Below are 16,463 nucleotides of genomic sequence, written 5' to 3'. Positions count from 1 at the left end.
GCTAGGCCACCTGTTCCTGGCCGGCGTCGCGCGCGGTGCGGAACCCGGCGAAAATCTGGCGGCGGATCGGATAGTCCCAGTTGCGGAAGGTGGCACGGCTGGCGGCCGGGTCCGTGGCCCAGGCGCCTCCGCGGAGCACCTTGTGGTCCGAACCGAAGAACACCTCGCTGTACTCCGCGTACGGAAAGGCCCTGAAACCGGGATAGGGGCCGAAGTCGCTGGCGGTCCACTCCCAGACGTCGCCCACCATTTGCCGGACGCCCAGCGCGGACGCACCCTGCGGATAGGAACCGGCCGGTGCGGGCCGCAGCGCGGATCCACCCAGGTTCGCCTGCCCGGGCGCCGGATCGGCGTCGCCCCAGGGGTATCTGCGGGACCGCCCGCTCGCGGGGTCGAAGCGCGCGGCCTTCTCCCACTCGGCTTCCGTGGGCAGCCGGCGCCCGGCCCAGCGGGCGTAGGCGTCCGCCTCGTACCAGCAGACGTGTTGGACGGGCTCGTCGACGGGGACGGGCTCTACGGCGCCGAACCGCGTCCGCAGCCACTCGCCGTCGGACCGGTGCCAGTATTTCGGGGCGCCGAGGCCGGCTTCCTTGACGTGCCGCCAGCCATCGGCGTGCCACCAGGAGGGGTTCGTGTAGCCGCCGGCCCCCATGAAGCGCAGGTACATGCCGTTGGTCACGGGCGCCGTGTCGATCCAGTAGGCCGGAACCTCCACGGCGTGCGCGGGACGCTCGTTGTCCAGCGCCCACGGCTCCACCGAAGTGCCCATGTCGAACGAACCGCCCGGCACCAGCGCCTCCGGCGGCCGGGCCTCCGACCGCAGGGACGCCGTGCCGCGGGTGTCCGGCAAAGGGGTCTCGGGCAGGATCCGGTCCCCGTCGCGGAGCTGATGGGTCGCGAGCATCGTCTCGGCGTGCTGCTGCTCGTGCTGGACGATCATGCCGAACGCGAACCCGTTCTCCAGCAGCGGTGTGCCCTCCAGCGGGGTCCGGTCGAGGATGTCCAGGGCCTTGTCCCGCACCTCGGCGAGATACCGCCGGGATTCGTCCGGAGACAGCAGCGGCAGGGTTGGGCGGGTGCTGCGCGGATGCTGGAAGGCGTCGTACATCTCGTCGATGTCGCCGCGCAGCGGCGGCCGCCCGCCGACGTCGCGCACCAGCCACAGCTCCTCTTGGCTGCCGACGTGCGCCAGGTCCCAGACCAGCGGCGACATCAGGGGCGAATGCTGCTTGACGAGCTCTCCGTCGTCGTAGTCGGTCAGCGCCAGAGTGCGGGCCCGCGATCGCTCCAGGCGCCTCGCCAGTTCGTTCCTGAGCTCCGCCGGGGCGGGAACCGCTGCGGGATCGGGCGTGGCGGATGGTGTGGCGTCAGATGCCTGCATGGCCGCTCCTTACGCTGTCGAAGGGATGTTCCGTATCGAAGGCTTCGATGCGGCCGGTAAGCCGCCAGTGTTCGGCGGCCGCATCGGCGGGGCTGCGGCCCCGGCTGGTCAGACGCTCGATGAAGGCCCCCACGCGGGATTGCGTGGCCGCATCGGCCCCGAGACGCGGCAGCGCCCCTAAGGCGGCCTCGGCACAGAGCATCGCCGCGCGGGCCAGCCTCGGCCGCGTCAATCCCTCCCGGGCGGCGGCCAGAGCGGTGGCGTCCTCGGCCGGAACCGCGCGGCACGCCTCGGCCGACGCGGCCACCGCCCGCGGGTCCTCCACCAACGCCGCGACGACGGCGGTTGCGACTTCCCAGTCCCCGCCGGCCTGCGCGTCAATCACCCTCAGTTCGAGGAAGCCGCGGGGACGGACGGGCGGGAAAAGCGTCGTGAGGTGGTACTCGAGATCCCGCGGCTCAACGGGCCGCGGTCCCAGGCCGCGAAGCCAGCCGCGCATGGTCAGACCGGTGGGCGCGGACCAGGCGTCGTCGTCGTCCCGTGGCCGGATGCACAGCACGTTCGCGTCGAGCGCGTAGCGGGCCCAGTCCCCGCGGGGGTCCTCGCCCAGCGTCCGGGGTGCGTCGGTGCGGGTCGGATCGATCCCGAGCCAGGCGGCCTGCCGGTTGCTGGCCCACCCGTTCGGCGCCCCGCGCACGAACGGCGAGTTCGCGAACATCGCGGTGAGTACGGGGGCCAGGGCGTGCAGGTGGCGCCAGCGCGCAATGGCGCCGTCGGGCCCCGTGCCTTCGTTGCCTGCGTCGAGCGCCACTTGGAGCGAGGCGGTGGAGCACATCATGGTGCGGCCGGCCGGGCCGGCCAGATCGAACTGCCGCTCCATGGCGGCGTAGCGGGGAAGGTCCAGGGTGCGGACGGGAGGGCGGAGGGCATCCAGTGCCAGGTCGCCGAACTCCAGCCCGGTGCGGCGCAGGAGATCCCCGGCGTCGTCCAGGTCTCCGCGCGTGGCCGCGACGACGCCCGGGAGGTCCGCGGCGCAGGCCGAACTGATTTCCAGTTGCCCGCCCGGTTCGAAGGTGAGGAGTCCCCCGCCGGGAAGGCGGCCTCCCGCCGGTTCCACGGCGTCGCGCACCTGCGCCACAGAGACGGGGTCCGCGGGCTTGCCTTGCCGGTGGACGGTGCGCTCGACTTCCACGCCGATCTTGCCCGGCGGGCCGGTCTTGAAACAGACCGATGCGACGTAGATCTCCGCATCCGTCTCCGAGAGTGGACGCCGGTCCTGTTCTGCATCGTCCAGGGAAGCCACGGCCTGCCCTCCTTCCGTTGAACCTACGACGCCGGCACGGCTTCGGCGAGCGTGACCGCGTACCGCTCCAGGGGGTCGAACCACTGGCCGGAGATCCGGAAGCCGGCGTCGCGGAGTTCCGCGGAAATGCCCTCGCGGCTGAACTTCGTGGAGATCTCCGTCAGCAGTTCCTCGCCCTCGGCGAAGGACACCTCCACGCCGACGCCCGGCAGCGGCACGGTCTGCGGCGAGGTGGCACGGAGCCGCATCTCGATCCGTTCCTCCTCCGCTCGCCACAGCGCCACGTGCTCGAAGGCGTCCACGTCGAAGGTGGCCCCCAGCTCGCGGTTGAGCACGCGCAGCACGTTCTTGTTGAAGTCGGCCGTGACGCCCGCCGAATCGTCGTAGGCCGGAACCAGCACCTCGGCCGGTTTGATCAGGTCGCTGCCGACCAGCAGGGAGCCGCCGTCCGCGCCCAGCAGGTCGTGGACACCGGCAAGGAAGCGGGCCCGCTGCTCCGGGTCGAAGTTGCCGATGGTCCCTCCGAGGAAGGCCACCATGCGGCTTCCCTCGCGGGGCAGGACGTGCAACTGGTGCTCGAAGTCGGCCGCCACCGGCCTGAGTTCCAAGGCCGGAAACTGCGTGGCCAGCCGGGCGCCTGCATCCAGCAGCGCGCCGTCGCTGACGTCCACCGGCACGTACCGGCGCAACGGGCCGGCGGCCTGCAGCGCCGACAGCAACAGGGGGGTCTTCGTCGAGGACCCCGAGCCCAGCTCGATCAGGGTCTCGGCGGGATGGGCCGCGGCGATCTCTGCCGCGTGCAACTGCAGGATCTCGCGTTCGGCACGCGTCGGGTAATACTCCGGCAGCTCCATGATGCGTGCGAACAGCTCGCTTCCGCGGTCGTCGTAGAACCACTTGGGCGGCAGCGTCTTGGGCATGGACGTCAGCCCGGCCAGCACATCCGCGCGCAGGGACCGCTCCAAGAAGTGGGGCGGCAAGTGGTGCGCGATCTCGGCAAGTCCTGCCGTTGTTTCGCGGTATTCGGCACTCAACGATCACACCGTCCTGCTCTGGGTCCGTGGTTGGATACGGCACGGGCGACGGGGACCCGCGGCCGGGCCCCTGCCGTCATCGTACGTCCTGCCTTGGCGGGCAACGGGGATTTACAGGTCCGGTGCCGCCGGCAGATCCAGATCCGTCTGGTCCATGTGGTTGAAGTAGGTGGTGAACAGGTTCAGGTTCACGTGGATGGAGAGTTCGGTGAGCTTCGGGCCCAAGTCCACCTTGCCCTCGCGGCCGGCAACCGTTTGCTCCTCACCCGCGGCCTTGGCCGAGAGTGGCGAGTGCGCCATTCCGCCGTGGATGTTGGGGGCCTTGCCGAACTGCTCCTTCAGTGCGCCCAGTTCCTTGCTGCGGATGCGGCATCTTAATCCTTGCCGGCGTCGACCGCCGGTGGTCTGTTGGGTGGTTCCTGGCCGTTAGGCGGCGCAGCAGGACAGACTCGCGACGTCCGTCCGGAAGGACTGCGCGGCGATCTTCAGGCCCTCGGCCATCGTGAGGTAGGGGCTCCACAGGTTCCCGATCTGTTCCACGGTCATCCCTGCCGAGACGATGTACACGCCGGCCGCGGCGATCTCCCCGGCGTGGGCGGCCACCGCCGTGATGCCGAGGATCCGGCCGCTGTCGCCGTCGGCGACGATCTTGACGAAGCCGCGCGTGTCACGGTTCACCAGCGCCCGGGGGACGTGAACACCACCCGCGGCAGGTGCGAATAGTCAACGAACATCCCGGCGCCGGTGGCCCCGACGACGACGCCGCCGCCGTTCGCATCCCGGCGCACCGAATCGATCATGCCCGGTGGATGACGCGGATTCCCTCGTCTTCGAAAATCCCCAGCAGGGCGTCGGAGGCCTCCTGCTCCTCCGCAGAGGCCAGCCGGGAGCGCACCAGCATCGTGACTTTCGATCCGAGCCTCGCGAACAGTTGCGCCTGTTCCAAGGCCACGTAACCGCCGCCGACCACCACGAGCGACTCCGGGACCTCGTCGAGGTCCATCGCCGTGGTGGAGGTGAGGTAGTCGACGTCGTTCAGCCCGGGGATGTCCGGCGCCCAGGGTGCCGCGCCGGTCGCCACGAGGTAGTGCCGCGCGCGGAGAATGCTGTGGTTGCCGCGGGCGTCGGTCACCCGGACTTCGGGCGCCTCCGGGGTGCCGGCAAAGGCGGCCTGTCCGCGATGGAGGTCCCAGCCGTAGTCGTCGATCAAGTCGGCGTATTTTCCGGCGCGCAGCGAGTCCACCAGCGACTGTTTCCCCCGGACCAGCTCGGCCATGTCGGCCGGTCCCGCGGTGGTTTCGATGCCCGCGAACCGGTTCGTGTCCAGCGCAACGTGCCGGGCCTCCGCGGCGGCCAAGAGGGCCTTGGAGGGCACGCAGCCGGTGTTCACGCAGGTTCCGCCGGTGGTGCCTCGCTCCACCAGCGCCACCCGCTGGCCGAGGTCGGTGGCGCGGATGGCGGCCGCGAAGGCGGCACCCCCGGATCCGATGATGGCGAGATCGACGTCGTGCGATGCGGTCGAAGCGTCGTTCATTTTCCCTCCTCTGATGGGCCTGTCCCCCATCTCTGCACCTTCCCCTGGGGTGGAAGGTCAAGCACCGGGAAACTCCGTGCCAACGATCGGCATCGACGAGAGGCTGGGCATGCGCATCGGGGAAGTCGCCGCGGCGACCGGCACCACGGCCAAGACGCTGCGGTTCTGCGAGGAGAGCGGGCTGCTGGCCAGGCAGCTGGAGGATCTGGTCCGGCGGATCGCCGAGCTGACGGCGCTGCGCGCGACGGTCGCCGACTACCACCGGTCCGCGGCCGACGGCGATCCAGCCACCTGCGACGCCGAACGCATCTGCAGCTTCATTTTAGGGTGGCGCCCGCGCGGGTGGTGTGGGGCGTGGCGGACCGCTTCCAGAAGCTCGAGTACGGCGAGCGTCTGGCCCACGACCTGGGGACCCAGGTGATCCGCATTCCCGGCGGCAAGCACTTCACCCCGGAGGACCACCCGCGGGCCGTGGCCGACCCCATCAACTCGCTGCTGGACTGAAATCCGCCGGAGACACTCCCTATTATCAAGCTGTGAATATCCTGTTAGCCTCTCCGTTATGAATTTGACAAAAAGGTTCACACTGCCCCTTGCGCTCCTCGGCTTACTGGGTGCGACGATCGCCCCGGCGAGCGCTTCGACCATCGCCGCGCTGGACGGCGCCGCGCTGTCCCCCACGGTCCAGGAGTTCTTGGCCTCCAGCGATGATTCGCTGGAGGTCATCGTTTCCTTCGACGACCGTTCGGGCTTGGAGGCCCTCACGGCGCTGGACCCGGACGTGCAGACCACCAGGACGCTCGACATGGGCCTTGCCACCCTGTCGCCGGCCCAGATCCTCGACGTCGCGTCGTGGGACTCGACCCGCAGCGTCTGGGACAACACCCGAGACGACCTGTATCTCGACGACAGCCTCGAGATGATCAACGCCGACGACGTCTGGGCGGGCAACGGACTGCGCGGAGCCTATGACGGAAGCGGCGTGACGGTCGCGGTCACGGACACGGGCACCGACGCGACCCACCCGGACCTCCCCCACGGAGACAAGGTCGTCCGCAACTTCGCGGTGCTCGGCGATCCGCTCAGCGACACGAACGTCGCCTTCGTGGACAACCCCACCAGCAACGACGACCACGGCCACGGCACACACGTCTCGGGCACCATCGGCGGCACCGGCGCCGCCAGCGACGGAAAGTTCACCGGCGTCGCACCGGGTTCGGACATCATCAGCTTCAAGCTCGGCTCGGCCAACGTGCTGTCCTGGTGGGCCATCCAGTCCTACGACTGGATCCTGACCGACGGCGCCGAGCACAACGTCCGCGTCGTCTCCAACAGCTGGGGCGGCGGCGGGGGCAGCGACTACGATCCGGAGGACCCCGTGAACATCGCCACCAAGGAGGCGTACGACGCCGGCGTCGTCACAGTCTTCGCGGCCGGCAACTCCGGCAGTCCGAACACGATGGGACGGAACTCCGTCTCCCCGTACGTCGTGTCCGTGGCCGCCGCCAACAAGGACTTCACCCTGGCGGGCTTCTCCTCGACCGGCCGCCCCGACGGCAACCAGAACCGCGCGGCCGACGACGGCCTCTACCGTCCGACCATCACCGCACCCGGTGTCGACATCGGGGCGGCACGGTCCGCGACCGGCGCGCAGATGTCCTCAGGCGTCATCGCGGAGAACCCGGAGTACACCCGGGCCAGCGGGACGAGCATGGCCACGCCGCACGTGTCCGGCGTCGTCGCGCTAATTCTCGAGGCGAACCCGGACCTGAGCGCGGCCGACGTGATCGGCGTCCTCGAGTGCTCCGCCGCCGAGATGCCGGGCTACGCGTCCTTCGAGGTCGGCGCCGGCATGCTGGACGCCCAGGCCGCCGTGGCCATGGCCGAAAAGGGCAAGACCACCTGCAAGTCGTCCCTGTCCCTCAACGGCTTCGAGGCCAGCGGCGAACCGCAGGAGCTCTCCGGCCAGGTCCTGCCCGGCGGCTACGCGGTCGACACGTCGGTCTCCGAGATCGACGACGCGTTCTGGAGCTACCACGACGTCGAGGTCGCGGAGGGCACCGCCGCCCTCCACACCGAGATCTCGTGGCTCAATCCGGCGGAGAACATCTACCTGTTCCTCTACGACCCGCAGGGCAACGAGGTCGGTGCCTCCGCCGGCCTGCTTGACTCGCCGATCACCGAGCGCGAGGTCCTGACCACGTCCCCGGAGGCCGGCACGTGGAAGGTGGGAGTTGTCGGCAGAACCAATACCGTCACGCCCTACACCGGCTCGGTCCAGCCGTTCGTCGAGACCTCGACGCACCCCGGAAAGGGCAAGTAGGCCGTCCGCAGCGGTCGGGTACGGCACAGTCAGGTGACAGCCGGACCGTGCCCGCCCCGACCGGTCCCCGGGCGGGGCGGGAGCGGGTCGCCGCCTACCGCGTCGTGAAGTGCCAGAAGACGCCGATCGTCCACACCGACGCCGCCAGCGCCGCGCACCCGAATTCCACCAGGATGCCGATGCCGGTGGCCTTCAGCGCCGATCCGCTGGCCCGCAGCGCCTCCCCGAAATGCCTGCGCCGGGCGAACTCGGACAGCAGCAGTCCCAGCCCGAACCCGACGAACAGCCCCACCACGGGGATCGCGAACATGCCCACCACCGCGCACACCAGCGCGACGGCGATGGACTGCCGCGGGATGCGTTGGCGCTGCAGGTTGCGCCCGGTCAGAACGGCCGAGGCCGCCCAACCGACGCCGGCGATCACCATGCCGATCACGGCGGTGGTCCACGACGCGGCGCTGCCCAGGATCCAGCCCCACGCCAGAAGGGCCGCGATCGCCAGCCAGCTGCCGGGAAGGATCGGATAGACGGTCCCGACCGCGGCCACGGCGAGCAGCAGGCCGGCGACGACGGTGACGATGATTTGGAGGTCCACGGTCCCAGTCTGCCACCGCCGGGCGCCGTCCCGGCGGGGCGGCGGCGGACGCCACACCGGCCGGGGGAACGGGCGGGAGGCCGGGGGAGTTGTACGGGGTGGGCCCGGCGCGCGCGCCGGGCAACAAGGCTTGATCAGACGAGGCAGGGAGAACCACCATGGGCATGTTCGACAAGTTGGTCCAGCAGGGCAAGCGCATGGCCGGGGAATACGTCAAGGAGCAGTTGGGTCAGCGGACCGGCCAGCAGCCCCAGCAGCACGACGGCGGCCGGCAGCAGGGCCACGGGAACCAGCCCTACGGACAGGGTCAGGAGGGTTACGGTCAGCAGGGCTACGGCCATCCGCAGGGACGGCCCCCGGGCCAGGGCAATGCCCCCGCTCAGCCCCGGACCACGGCACCGCGGGGATCCGCGGACGACCAGGCCGCCATCGCGAAGTACAAGTACATGCTGCGCACCGCCCCGCCGGAGGACATGGAGCGCGCCCACCAGGAGGCCTTCGCCAGCCTGACGCCGCAGCAGCGCTCGCTGCTGCAGACAGAGCTGGGCGAACAGCTGCCCCCGGCGGAGCGCCCCCGGTCCGACCGCCCCGAGGACCTCGCCCGCGCGGCGACCCGCGCGGAGGTGTCCCGCCCCGGTTTCATGGAGAAGATCCTGGGCCGCGGCGGAGCCGGTGGAGGCCGCGGCGCGGGATTGGGTGGCATGGCCGCCGGCGCGGCGGGCGGACTCGGCGCGGGGCTCATGGCCGGTGTGGCGGGCGCGTTCATCGGTTCCGCCGTCGCCGGGCCCCTGCTGGAGGGCTTCACCGGCATGGGCGACGGCCTGGCCGGGGCGGCCGAAGGACTCGGCGAGGGCTTCGGTGGCCTGGAGGACTCCGTGGCCGGAATCGGCGAGACGTTCAGCGGCGCGGGCGAGGACCTCACCGGCCAGGCCGGCGGAGTCTTCGACGGATTCCTCGGCGGCGAGGGCGGCTTCTTCGGCGGCGACACCTCCGGAGACTGGGAAATCTAACCACCCCGCAGAAAATTGTTGAACAATCCGCGTCTCTGGTGCATGCTTGGATAACCACCAACGAGACGGGGATCACCTTGGCCACCATCGACCTCAACAGCGACGTCGGCGAGTCCTTCGGCAACTGGACCATGGGCGACGACGCCGCCATCTTCCGCTCGGTCTCCAGCGCCAACGTAGCCTGCGGTTTCCACGCCGGCGACCCGAGCACCATCGCCCAGACGTGCCGTGACGCCGTGGCCGCCGGTGTGACCATCGGCGGCCATGTCGGCTACCGGGACCTCGCGGGCTTCGGCCGACGGTTCCTGGACTGCTCCCCCACCGAGCTGGCCGACGATGTCCTCTACCAGCTCGGCGCCCTCGACGCCCTGGCCCGTTCGGCCGGCGGAGCCATCCGCTACGTCAAGCCCCACGGCGCCCTCTACAACACGATCTTCTCTCACGAGGGGCACGCCCGCGCCGTCGTCGACGGGGTCCGCGCGTTCGGCGGAGACCTCCCGCTGCTGCTCCTTCCGGGGTCGCTCGCCCTCACGCTGGCGGAGGCCGCCGGACTCCGCGCCGTCACCGAGGCCTTCGCCGACCGCGCCTACAACCCGGACGGCACGCTGGTCTCCCGCCGCGAAGAGGGCGCCGTCCTGCACGATCCCGAGATCGTCACCGCCAACATGGTCCGCCTCGCCACTGAGGGCGAGATCGTCGCGCGCGACGGCTCCATCATCCGCACCGGGGCCGAGAGCATCTGCGTCCACGGCGACACGGACGGCGCCGTGGCCGTGACCGCCGCCGTCCGCGCCGGGCTCGAGGGCGCCGGCGTCGAAATCCGGAGCTTCGCGTGAGCCTGGGGGGCATCCGCTGGGCCGGAACCCGGTCGCTGCTCGTCGAGATCCGGCCGCTGGACGCCGTCCTCGCCCTGCACGGCCTGCTGCTCGAGCGCCCCCTCGCCGGACAGCAGGACGTGCTCGCCGCCGCCGAAACCGTGCTGGTCAAGTTCGATTCGCGCGCCAACGCCGTCCGCGGACGCCGCGCCATCACGGAGCTTGGCCCCCAGGCCGAGGCGTCCGCCGGTGCCGCCCAGGCCGGCGCACCCGTCGACATCGAGGTGGTGTACGCCGGCGAGGACCTCGCCGAGGTCGGTCGGCTCACCGGGCTCGGGGCCGACGGCGTCGTCGCCGCGCACACCGGCCAGCTGTGGACGGCCGCGTTCGGCGGATTCGCCCCGGGCTTCGCCTATCTGGTCGGCGAAGACGACTCCCTGAATGTCCCCCGCCGCGGGACCCCGCGCACCGCCGTGCCCGCCGGATCCGTGGCGCTCGCCGGGAACTTCTCCGCCGTCTATCCGCGGCAGTCCCCGGGCGGATGGCAGCTGATCGGCCGGACCGCCACCGCCATGTGGGACCTCGGCCGCGAGAAGCCCGCACTCGTCCGCCCCGGCGACACCGTCCGCTACACCGCGGTTCGCGAATCGGTCGAGGTCACGGAAGCGCCCGCCGCGGCCACCCCACACGCAACGGCTCCGGACGCGGCCGGCCCGGAGCAAGGGCACGCGCACGGCGCCCTCGAAATCCTTTCCCCCGGGATGCAGTCGCTGATCCAGGACCTCGGCCGTCCCGGGTTCGGCGACCTCGGCGTCTCCGCCTCGGGCGCGGCGGACCAGACCGCGGCGCGGCAAGCCAACCGGCTGGTCGGCAACCCGCCGGGCGAAGCCGTCGTCGAATCCCTCCTCGGCGGGCTCGAGGTCGCCGCCCGCGGGGACCTGGTCCTGGCCCTCGCCGGCGCCGAGACCCCGGCCACCGTCTCCGGCACGCACGGCTCCGCCACCGCGCCGTTGCGTGCCCCGTTCGCGCTGCGCGACGGCGAAACGCTCCGCATCGAGGCACCCACCGCGGGGTTACGCTCCTACCTCGCCGTCCGCGGCGGCCTGGCCGTGCCCGCGGTCCTAGGCAGCCGGGCCACCGACTCCATGTCCGGCATCGGGCAGCCGCCGCTGGCCGCCGGAACGGTGCTCGGCGTCGGCCCGGCCGGCCCCGGCCACGTGGTCGGCGCCGCGGAACCAAGCACCCTGCGCCCCGCCGGCGAGGCAACGCTGCGCGTCACGCCCGGCCCGCGGGACGACTGGTTCGGCCCCGACGCGCTCGACGCGCTGACCGGCCACCCCTGGACCGCCACCACGCAATCCAACCGCATCGGCGTCCGGCTCGAACCGGACGACGGCGGCCGCCCCCTCGCTCGCATCAGGGACGGGGAACTGCCCAGCGAAGGCGCCGTCGCCGGCGCGCTGCAGGTGCCGCCGTCGGGCCTTCCCGTCCTGTTCCTCGCCGACCACCCCGTGACGGGCGGGTACCCGGTGGTCGCCGTCGTCGTACCCGAGGATCTGCCGGCCGCGGCGCAACTGGCGCCGGGCACGCGGGTGCGCTTCGCCGTCGTCGATCCCGACACCCTCCAACCCTCCCCCACCCCCGAAGGACTCCACGCATGAAAAAGGTACTCATCGCCAACCGCGGCGAGATCGCCGTCCGCGTCGCGCGCGCCTGCACCGACGCGGGGCTGGGCTCCGTCGCCGTCTACTCGGATCCCGACGCCGACTCGCTGCACGTCCGCCTCGCCGACGAGGCCTTCGCGCTCGGCGGCTCCTCCAGCGCGGACAGCTACCTGAACATCCCGAAGATCCTCGAGGCCGCGTCCCGCTCCGGTGCGGACGCCGTGCACCCCGGATACGGCTTCCTGTCCGAGAACGCGGACTTCGCACAGGCCGTGATCGACGCCGGTCTGAGCTGGATCGGCCCTGAGCCCCAGGCCATCCGCGACCTCGGCAACAAGGTCACCGCCCGCGACATCGCCGTCCGGGCCGGCGCGCCGCTGGTCCCCGGAACGGACGGTCCGGTCGCCAACGCGGCCGAGGTCCGGGCGTTCGCGGAGATCCACGGAGTCCCGGTGGCCATCAAGGCGGCGTTCGGCGGCGGCGGTCGCGGACTGAAGATCGCCCGGCGGATGGAGGACATCGAGGACGCGTTCGAATCCGCCGTTCGGGAGGCGACCATGGCGTTCGGCCGCGGCGAATGCTTCGTCGAGCGGTTCCTTGACAAGCCCCGCCACGTGGAGGCCCAGGTCCTGGCCGACACCCACGGGAACGTGGTGGTGGTGGGCACCCGCGACTGCTCGCTGCAGCGCCGTAACCAGAAGCTCGTGGAGGAGGCGCCCGCGCCGTTCCTGTCCGACGAGCAGCGGACGCGGATCCACGAGTCCGCCAAGGCGATCTGCCGCGAGGCCGGCTACACCGGCGCCGGGACCGTCGAATACCTCGTGGCGCCCGACGGCGTCATCTCCTTCCTGGAGGTCAACACGCGCCTGCAGGTGGAGCACCCGGTCACCGAGGAGACCGCGGGCGTGGACCTGGTCCGCGAGCAATTCCGCATCGCCGACGGGCTGGAGCTTTCGCTGACGGAGGACCCGGTGCCGCGCGGCCACGCGATCGAGTTCCGGCTCAACGCCGAGGACCCCGCGCGCGGGTTCCTGCCCTCCCCCGGGACCGTCGAGGCGTTCGAGGCGCCCACCGGCGCCGGCATCCGCGTGGACACCGGCGTCCGCTCCGGCTCCACCGTCCCCGCGGAATACGACTCGCTGCTGGCCAAGCTGATCGTCCACGGCGAGGACCGCCCGCAGGCGCTCCGCCGCGCCCGCGCCGCCCTGGACGAGCTGGTCATCCGCGGCCTGCCGACCGTGGTTCCGTTCCACCGCGCCGTGGTCCGGCACCCTGCGTTCACGGCCGAGGACGCGCTCGGCGTGCACACCACGTGGATCGAATCCGGGTTCGCCGAGGAACTGGCGGCCTCCGACGAGCTGGCGGCCGCGGCCCCGGGCGCCGAACGCGAGCGGATCACCGTGGAGATCGACGGCAAGGCCGTGCAGCTCGGGCTCCCCGCCAAGCTGCTCGCCGCGCTGCTCGGCGGCGGCATCGGTGTCGCGGAAGGCTCCGGGACCGCCGGTGGCGCGGACGCCGGCGCGGCCGATCCCGACGGCCACGCGCTGGCGTCGCCGATGAACGGAAACCTGGTCAAGTGGCTGGTCGAGGACGGCACCGCTGTCGATGCCGGCACCCCGATCGCCGTGCTCGAGGCAATGAAAATGGAGACCACGGTGGCCGCCCACCGCGCCGGCACCGTGGCGCGCGGCGCGCAGGAGCCGGGCAACGCCGTCGTGCGCGGGGACAACCTGGCCACCATCGCCTAGACCCCCATTTTTCGACAAAGCACCCCCCTCCCCTCCCGTTTCGACAAAGGTAAATGCTCGTTTTCGGCCCGAAACGGACATCTGCCTTCGTCGAAACGGGGGGTGGGGGCATGTGGCGTTGTCGAAATGCCGGGCCGGGGAACCGGCGGGGGTCGGTTAGATTGGAGAGCATGCTTATGAACGCCCTGCTGGGGAGCCTCGGGACCGGTTCCGCACAACACGCCCACACGGGTTCGTGGGTGGCCTCTGTGTTGCGCGCCCGGATCGCCGAGGGGCAGTTGGTGCCCGGGGCGAAGCTCTCCGAACAGTCCTTGTCCACAGCCCTCGGAGTCTCGAGGAACACGCTGCGCGAGGCATTCGCGGTCCTCGCCGGCGAGGCGATGGTGGACCGCATCCCCAACCGGGGCGTGTTCGTGGCCCACCCGGGATCGGACGACGTCCGGGAGATCTACCGCGTGCGCCGGACGATCGAGCCCGCCGCCGTGCTGTGGGGCGAGGTCACGGAAGAAACGCTCGGGGCGATGGACGCCATCGTGGAACGTGCGATCGCCGCGCGCGACGCCGGATCGGTTAGGGACATGGCCGACGCCAACCAGGCGCTGCACAAGGCCGTCGTGTCCCTGACCGGGAGCGAAACGCTCGAGGTGCTGATGGAACGGGTGCTGGCGAAGATGCGCTTGGTCTTCCACTCGATGGCCACCGCGCCCGATTTCCACAGCCACTACGTGGACCGCAACGTCGAACTTGTAGGGCACCTGCGGGCCGGCGACCGGGAGGCCGCCGCCGAGGCGCTCCGCTCGTACATGGACGCCGCGGAGGCCGAACTGCTCGGCCACCTGGGCGCCGCGGGGCGCTAACCGTCCACCCGCGCGCCGACCGGGGCCACCATGGGGCAGGATTGAGCCATGGACATCCGGCACCTGAAGTACTTTCTCGGCGTTGTCGAGCACGGTGGGTTCGGCAGGGCCGCCGAGCACCTACTCGTTGCCCAGCCCTCGTTGTCCCAGGCCGTGCTGGCGCTCGAGCGGGAACTGGGCGTCCAGCTGTTCCACCGCACCGGCAGGGCTGTCGTCGTCAGCGCCTCCGGGCGGGCGCTGATCGAGCCGGCGCGGCGCGCCGTCCGCGACCTTGACGCCTTCCGCTCGACGGTGGAGACGCTCAAGGGCAAGGAAGCCGGGCAGGTCGACCTCGCGCTCATGCCCTCCCAATCGATCGAGCCCTTCCGCTCGATTGCCGTGCGGTTCGGCCGGCGCTACCCCGGCATGACCATCAGCGCGCAGTCCGCCTACACCGGCGCCGACGTCATGCGCCTCATCGGCAGCGGCGCGTGCGAACTCGGCTTGTTCGGCAGTGCGGACCTGCTGCCGCCTGCCGGCATACATTGCGAAACCGTCGAGCAACAGGCCATGGTACTCGTCGGGCTCCCCGGGCAGCCGTTCACGGACGGCTCGGTGGTCCAGCACCATGAGCTGCACGGACAGCGGTTCATCACCTCCCAGGAGGGCAGCGTCATGCGCAAGGTCGTGGACGAAGTCCTGGTCTGCTGCGAGGACGCGACCATCGCAGTCGAGGTGGCGCACCGCGCGGCCGTCCTTCCGCTGGTCCTCGCCGGTTGCGGAATGGCGGTGCTGGCGGCGGCCTGGAGCGATTACGCGCGCAGGAACGGCGCTGCCGTCATGCACCTCGAGCCGACCCACGTCCTCAAGGTGGGGCTGGCCTACCGGGCACCTGCGGCATTGACACCGGCGGCTCAGGCCTTCGCCGACGTTGTACGTGATTACCGGGCTGACAAGCTCGAATAGGCTTATCCTATGGGCCGGAGAGGATCTACGTCTGAGACACGGGTCACAATCTGACCTAGCGTCGAACCATGACCTCCAAGACTTTTCGCATCGCAGCCATTCCCGCCGATGGCATTGGACAGGAAGTCACCGTCGCAGGACGAAAAGTACTGGACGCCATCGCAGCGGACTCGAACGGGAGCGTCTCCTTCGAATGGACCGAGTTCCCCTGGGGCAGTGACTATTACGCCGAACATGGCGTCATGATGGCCGACGACGGACTCGACCAGTTGCGGGGCTTCGACGCCATCTACTTCGGAGCGGTCGGGTGGCCCACGGTCCCGGACCACATCAGCCTGTGGGGCCTTCGCCTGGCCATCTGTCAGGGGTTCGACCAGTGGGCCAACGTTCGACCGGTCCACTTCCTGCCCGGCGTCACCAGCCCGCTGCGCAAGGCCGACGACACCGAGCTCGACTGGATCGTGGTCCGGGAGAACAGCGAAGGCGAGTATGCGGGTCTCGGCGGCCGCAACCTCGCGGCACGCGGCAAGGGCGGCGAGGTCGCCGTGCAGTCCTCGTTGTTCACCGAGGTGGGCTGCGAACGGATCATCCGCTTCGCCTTCGACATCGCACGCACCCGCACGCGGCCGAAACTCTCCAGCGTGACCAAGAGCAACGCCCAGCAGTTCGGCATGGTGCTGTGGGACGACGTTTTCAAGCGGGTCGCGAAGGACTACCCCGACGTGGAGACCGAGAGCGTGCTCGTCGACGCCATGGCGGCGAAGTTTGTGCTCAAGCCTGAGGAGCTCTCAGTTGTCGTCGCGTCCAACCTCAACGCCGACATCCTCTCTGATTTAGGGAGCGCCCTGGCCGGAAGTCTGGGCCTAGCCAGCAGCGCCAACTACAACCCCGAAAAGCGTTTTCCCAGCATGTTCGAGCCCGTCCACGGTTCCGCTCCGGACATCGCCGGTCAAGGGATTTCCAACCCCATCGGCGCCATCTCCAGCGCCGGTCTCATGCTCCATCACTTCGGCCTCACCGATGAGGCGGAACGCTTGGCCGAGGCCATCCGGTCCACCACCGAAGCCAGGATCCTGCCCAAGGACCTCGGCGGTTCCGCCACCACCGAGGAGGTCACGGCTGCCGTCATCGGCCGCCTGAGGTAGCCGCCCGGAACCTGTGAACAGTATGAACAGAAGTGATCTGTATCACTTCTCCTAATGCAGGCTGATACCCACCTGAAAGAACCAGCGCCACCCTTACCAATGGAGGTAA

Annotated in this window: 15 protein-coding genes and 1 pseudogene; 10 read left to right on the top strand and 6 right to left on the bottom strand. The window is 70.6% G+C overall.

Features of this window, described 5'->3' with window-relative positions:
- Nucleotide 1 precedes the first annotated feature (1 nt).
- The 5 genes and pseudogenes from egtB to ACHAAJ_RS10750 all read right to left on the bottom strand — a co-directional run bounded on the left by egtB (nt 2) and on the right by ACHAAJ_RS10750 (nt 5,252).
- Complete coding sequence (gene egtB, locus ACHAAJ_RS10770; protein ID WP_435728140.1) at nt 2-1,381, bottom strand: ergothioneine biosynthesis protein EgtB; 1,380 nt, start codon at nt 1,379-1,381, stop codon at nt 2-4.
- Nucleotides 1,368-2,684 (bottom strand): glutamate-cysteine ligase family protein, encoded by a 1,317-nt coding sequence (locus ACHAAJ_RS10765; RefSeq protein ID WP_435728139.1) that lies wholly within the window; start codon nt 2,682-2,684, stop codon nt 1,368-1,370. The genes egtB and ACHAAJ_RS10765 overlap by 14 nt, the downstream gene beginning before the upstream one ends.
- 23 nt (nt 2,685-2,707) lie before the next feature.
- The gene (gene egtD / locus ACHAAJ_RS10760) at nt 2,708-3,718 is read right to left on the bottom strand and encodes an L-histidine N(alpha)-methyltransferase (RefSeq protein ID WP_435728138.1); all 1,011 of its coding nucleotides are present in this window, start codon (nt 3,716-3,718) and stop codon (nt 2,708-2,710) included.
- A 111-nt stretch (nt 3,719-3,829) separates the two neighbouring features.
- Nucleotides 3,830-4,018, bottom strand: coding sequence for a hypothetical protein (locus tag ACHAAJ_RS10755; protein WP_435728137.1), 189 nt, complete (start codon nt 4,016-4,018; stop codon nt 3,830-3,832).
- A gap of 126 nt (nt 4,019-4,144) precedes the next feature.
- Nucleotides 4,145-5,252, bottom strand: a pseudogene (locus tag ACHAAJ_RS10750) (FAD-dependent oxidoreductase).
- On the opposite strand from ACHAAJ_RS10750, the gene ACHAAJ_RS10745 reads away from it, so the two are divergent.
- The 3 genes from ACHAAJ_RS10745 to ACHAAJ_RS10735 are packed head-to-tail and all read left to right on the top strand — an operon-like array spanning nt 5,173 to nt 7,575.
- On the top strand, nt 5,173-5,673 hold the full coding sequence (locus tag ACHAAJ_RS10745; RefSeq protein ID WP_435728136.1) for a MerR family DNA-binding transcriptional regulator: 501 nt from the start codon (nt 5,173-5,175) through the stop codon (nt 5,671-5,673). The pseudogene ACHAAJ_RS10750 and the gene ACHAAJ_RS10745 overlap by 80 nt on opposite strands.
- The gene (locus ACHAAJ_RS10740) at nt 5,607-5,756 is read left to right on the top strand and encodes an alpha/beta fold hydrolase family protein (protein WP_435728135.1); all 150 of its coding nucleotides are present in this window, start codon (nt 5,607-5,609) and stop codon (nt 5,754-5,756) included. The genes ACHAAJ_RS10745 and ACHAAJ_RS10740 overlap by 67 nt, the downstream gene beginning before the upstream one ends.
- Before the next feature lie 58 nt (nt 5,757-5,814).
- Nucleotides 5,815-7,575: a S8 family serine peptidase gene (locus tag ACHAAJ_RS10735; RefSeq protein WP_435728134.1), complete on the top strand. Its 1,761-nt coding sequence runs from the start codon at nt 5,815-5,817 to the stop codon at nt 7,573-7,575.
- Between the two features lie 94 nt (nt 7,576-7,669).
- Here the strand turns inward: ACHAAJ_RS10735 and ACHAAJ_RS10730 are convergent, their stop codons facing one another.
- Nucleotides 7,670-8,170, bottom strand: a complete 501-nt coding sequence (locus ACHAAJ_RS10730) for a DUF456 domain-containing protein (RefSeq protein ID WP_435728133.1) — start codon at nt 8,168-8,170, stop codon at nt 7,670-7,672.
- A gap of 158 nt (nt 8,171-8,328) precedes the next feature.
- Here ACHAAJ_RS10730 and ACHAAJ_RS10725 point away from each other — a divergent pair, with 158 nt between their 5' ends.
- The 7 genes from ACHAAJ_RS10725 (at nt 8,329) to ACHAAJ_RS10695 (ending at nt 16,354) form a co-directional block, all read left to right on the top strand.
- A complete protein-coding gene (locus ACHAAJ_RS10725; RefSeq protein WP_435728132.1) occupies nt 8,329-9,180 on the top strand; it encodes a hypothetical protein in 852 nt (283 codons plus the stop codon).
- Nucleotides 9,181-9,257: 77 nt separating this feature from the next.
- A complete protein-coding gene (locus ACHAAJ_RS10720; protein ID WP_435728165.1) occupies nt 9,258-10,016 on the top strand; it encodes a LamB/YcsF family protein in 759 nt (252 codons plus the stop codon).
- The gene (locus ACHAAJ_RS10715) at nt 10,013-11,656 is read left to right on the top strand and encodes a 5-oxoprolinase subunit B/C family protein (protein WP_435728131.1); all 1,644 of its coding nucleotides are present in this window, start codon (nt 10,013-10,015) and stop codon (nt 11,654-11,656) included. Before ACHAAJ_RS10720 ends, ACHAAJ_RS10715 begins: the two co-directional genes overlap by 4 nt.
- Entirely contained in the window at nt 11,653-13,407 is a 1,755-nt protein-coding gene (locus ACHAAJ_RS10710) for an acetyl/propionyl/methylcrotonyl-CoA carboxylase subunit alpha (protein WP_435728130.1), read from the top strand. Before ACHAAJ_RS10715 ends, ACHAAJ_RS10710 begins: the two co-directional genes overlap by 4 nt.
- 170 nt (nt 13,408-13,577) lie before the next feature.
- Entirely contained in the window at nt 13,578-14,264 is a 687-nt protein-coding gene (locus tag ACHAAJ_RS10705) for a GntR family transcriptional regulator (protein WP_435728129.1), read from the top strand.
- Between the two features lie 48 nt (nt 14,265-14,312).
- Complete coding sequence (locus ACHAAJ_RS10700; RefSeq protein ID WP_435728128.1) at nt 14,313-15,209, top strand: LysR family transcriptional regulator; 897 nt, start codon at nt 14,313-14,315, stop codon at nt 15,207-15,209.
- 68 nt (nt 15,210-15,277) lie between these two features.
- Nucleotides 15,278-16,354, top strand: a complete 1,077-nt coding sequence (locus ACHAAJ_RS10695; protein WP_435728127.1) for a tartrate dehydrogenase — start codon at nt 15,278-15,280, stop codon at nt 16,352-16,354.
- The last annotated feature ends 109 nt before the right edge of the window (nt 16,355-16,463 follow it).

This window comes from Arthrobacter arnarulunnguaqae, from assembly GCF_051262515.1.
Taxonomy (GTDB): domain Bacteria; phylum Actinomycetota; class Actinomycetes; order Actinomycetales; family Micrococcaceae; genus Arthrobacter_N.
Note: the sequence above shows the minus strand (reverse complement) of the source record. Positions and strands in the feature narration are given on the sequence as shown.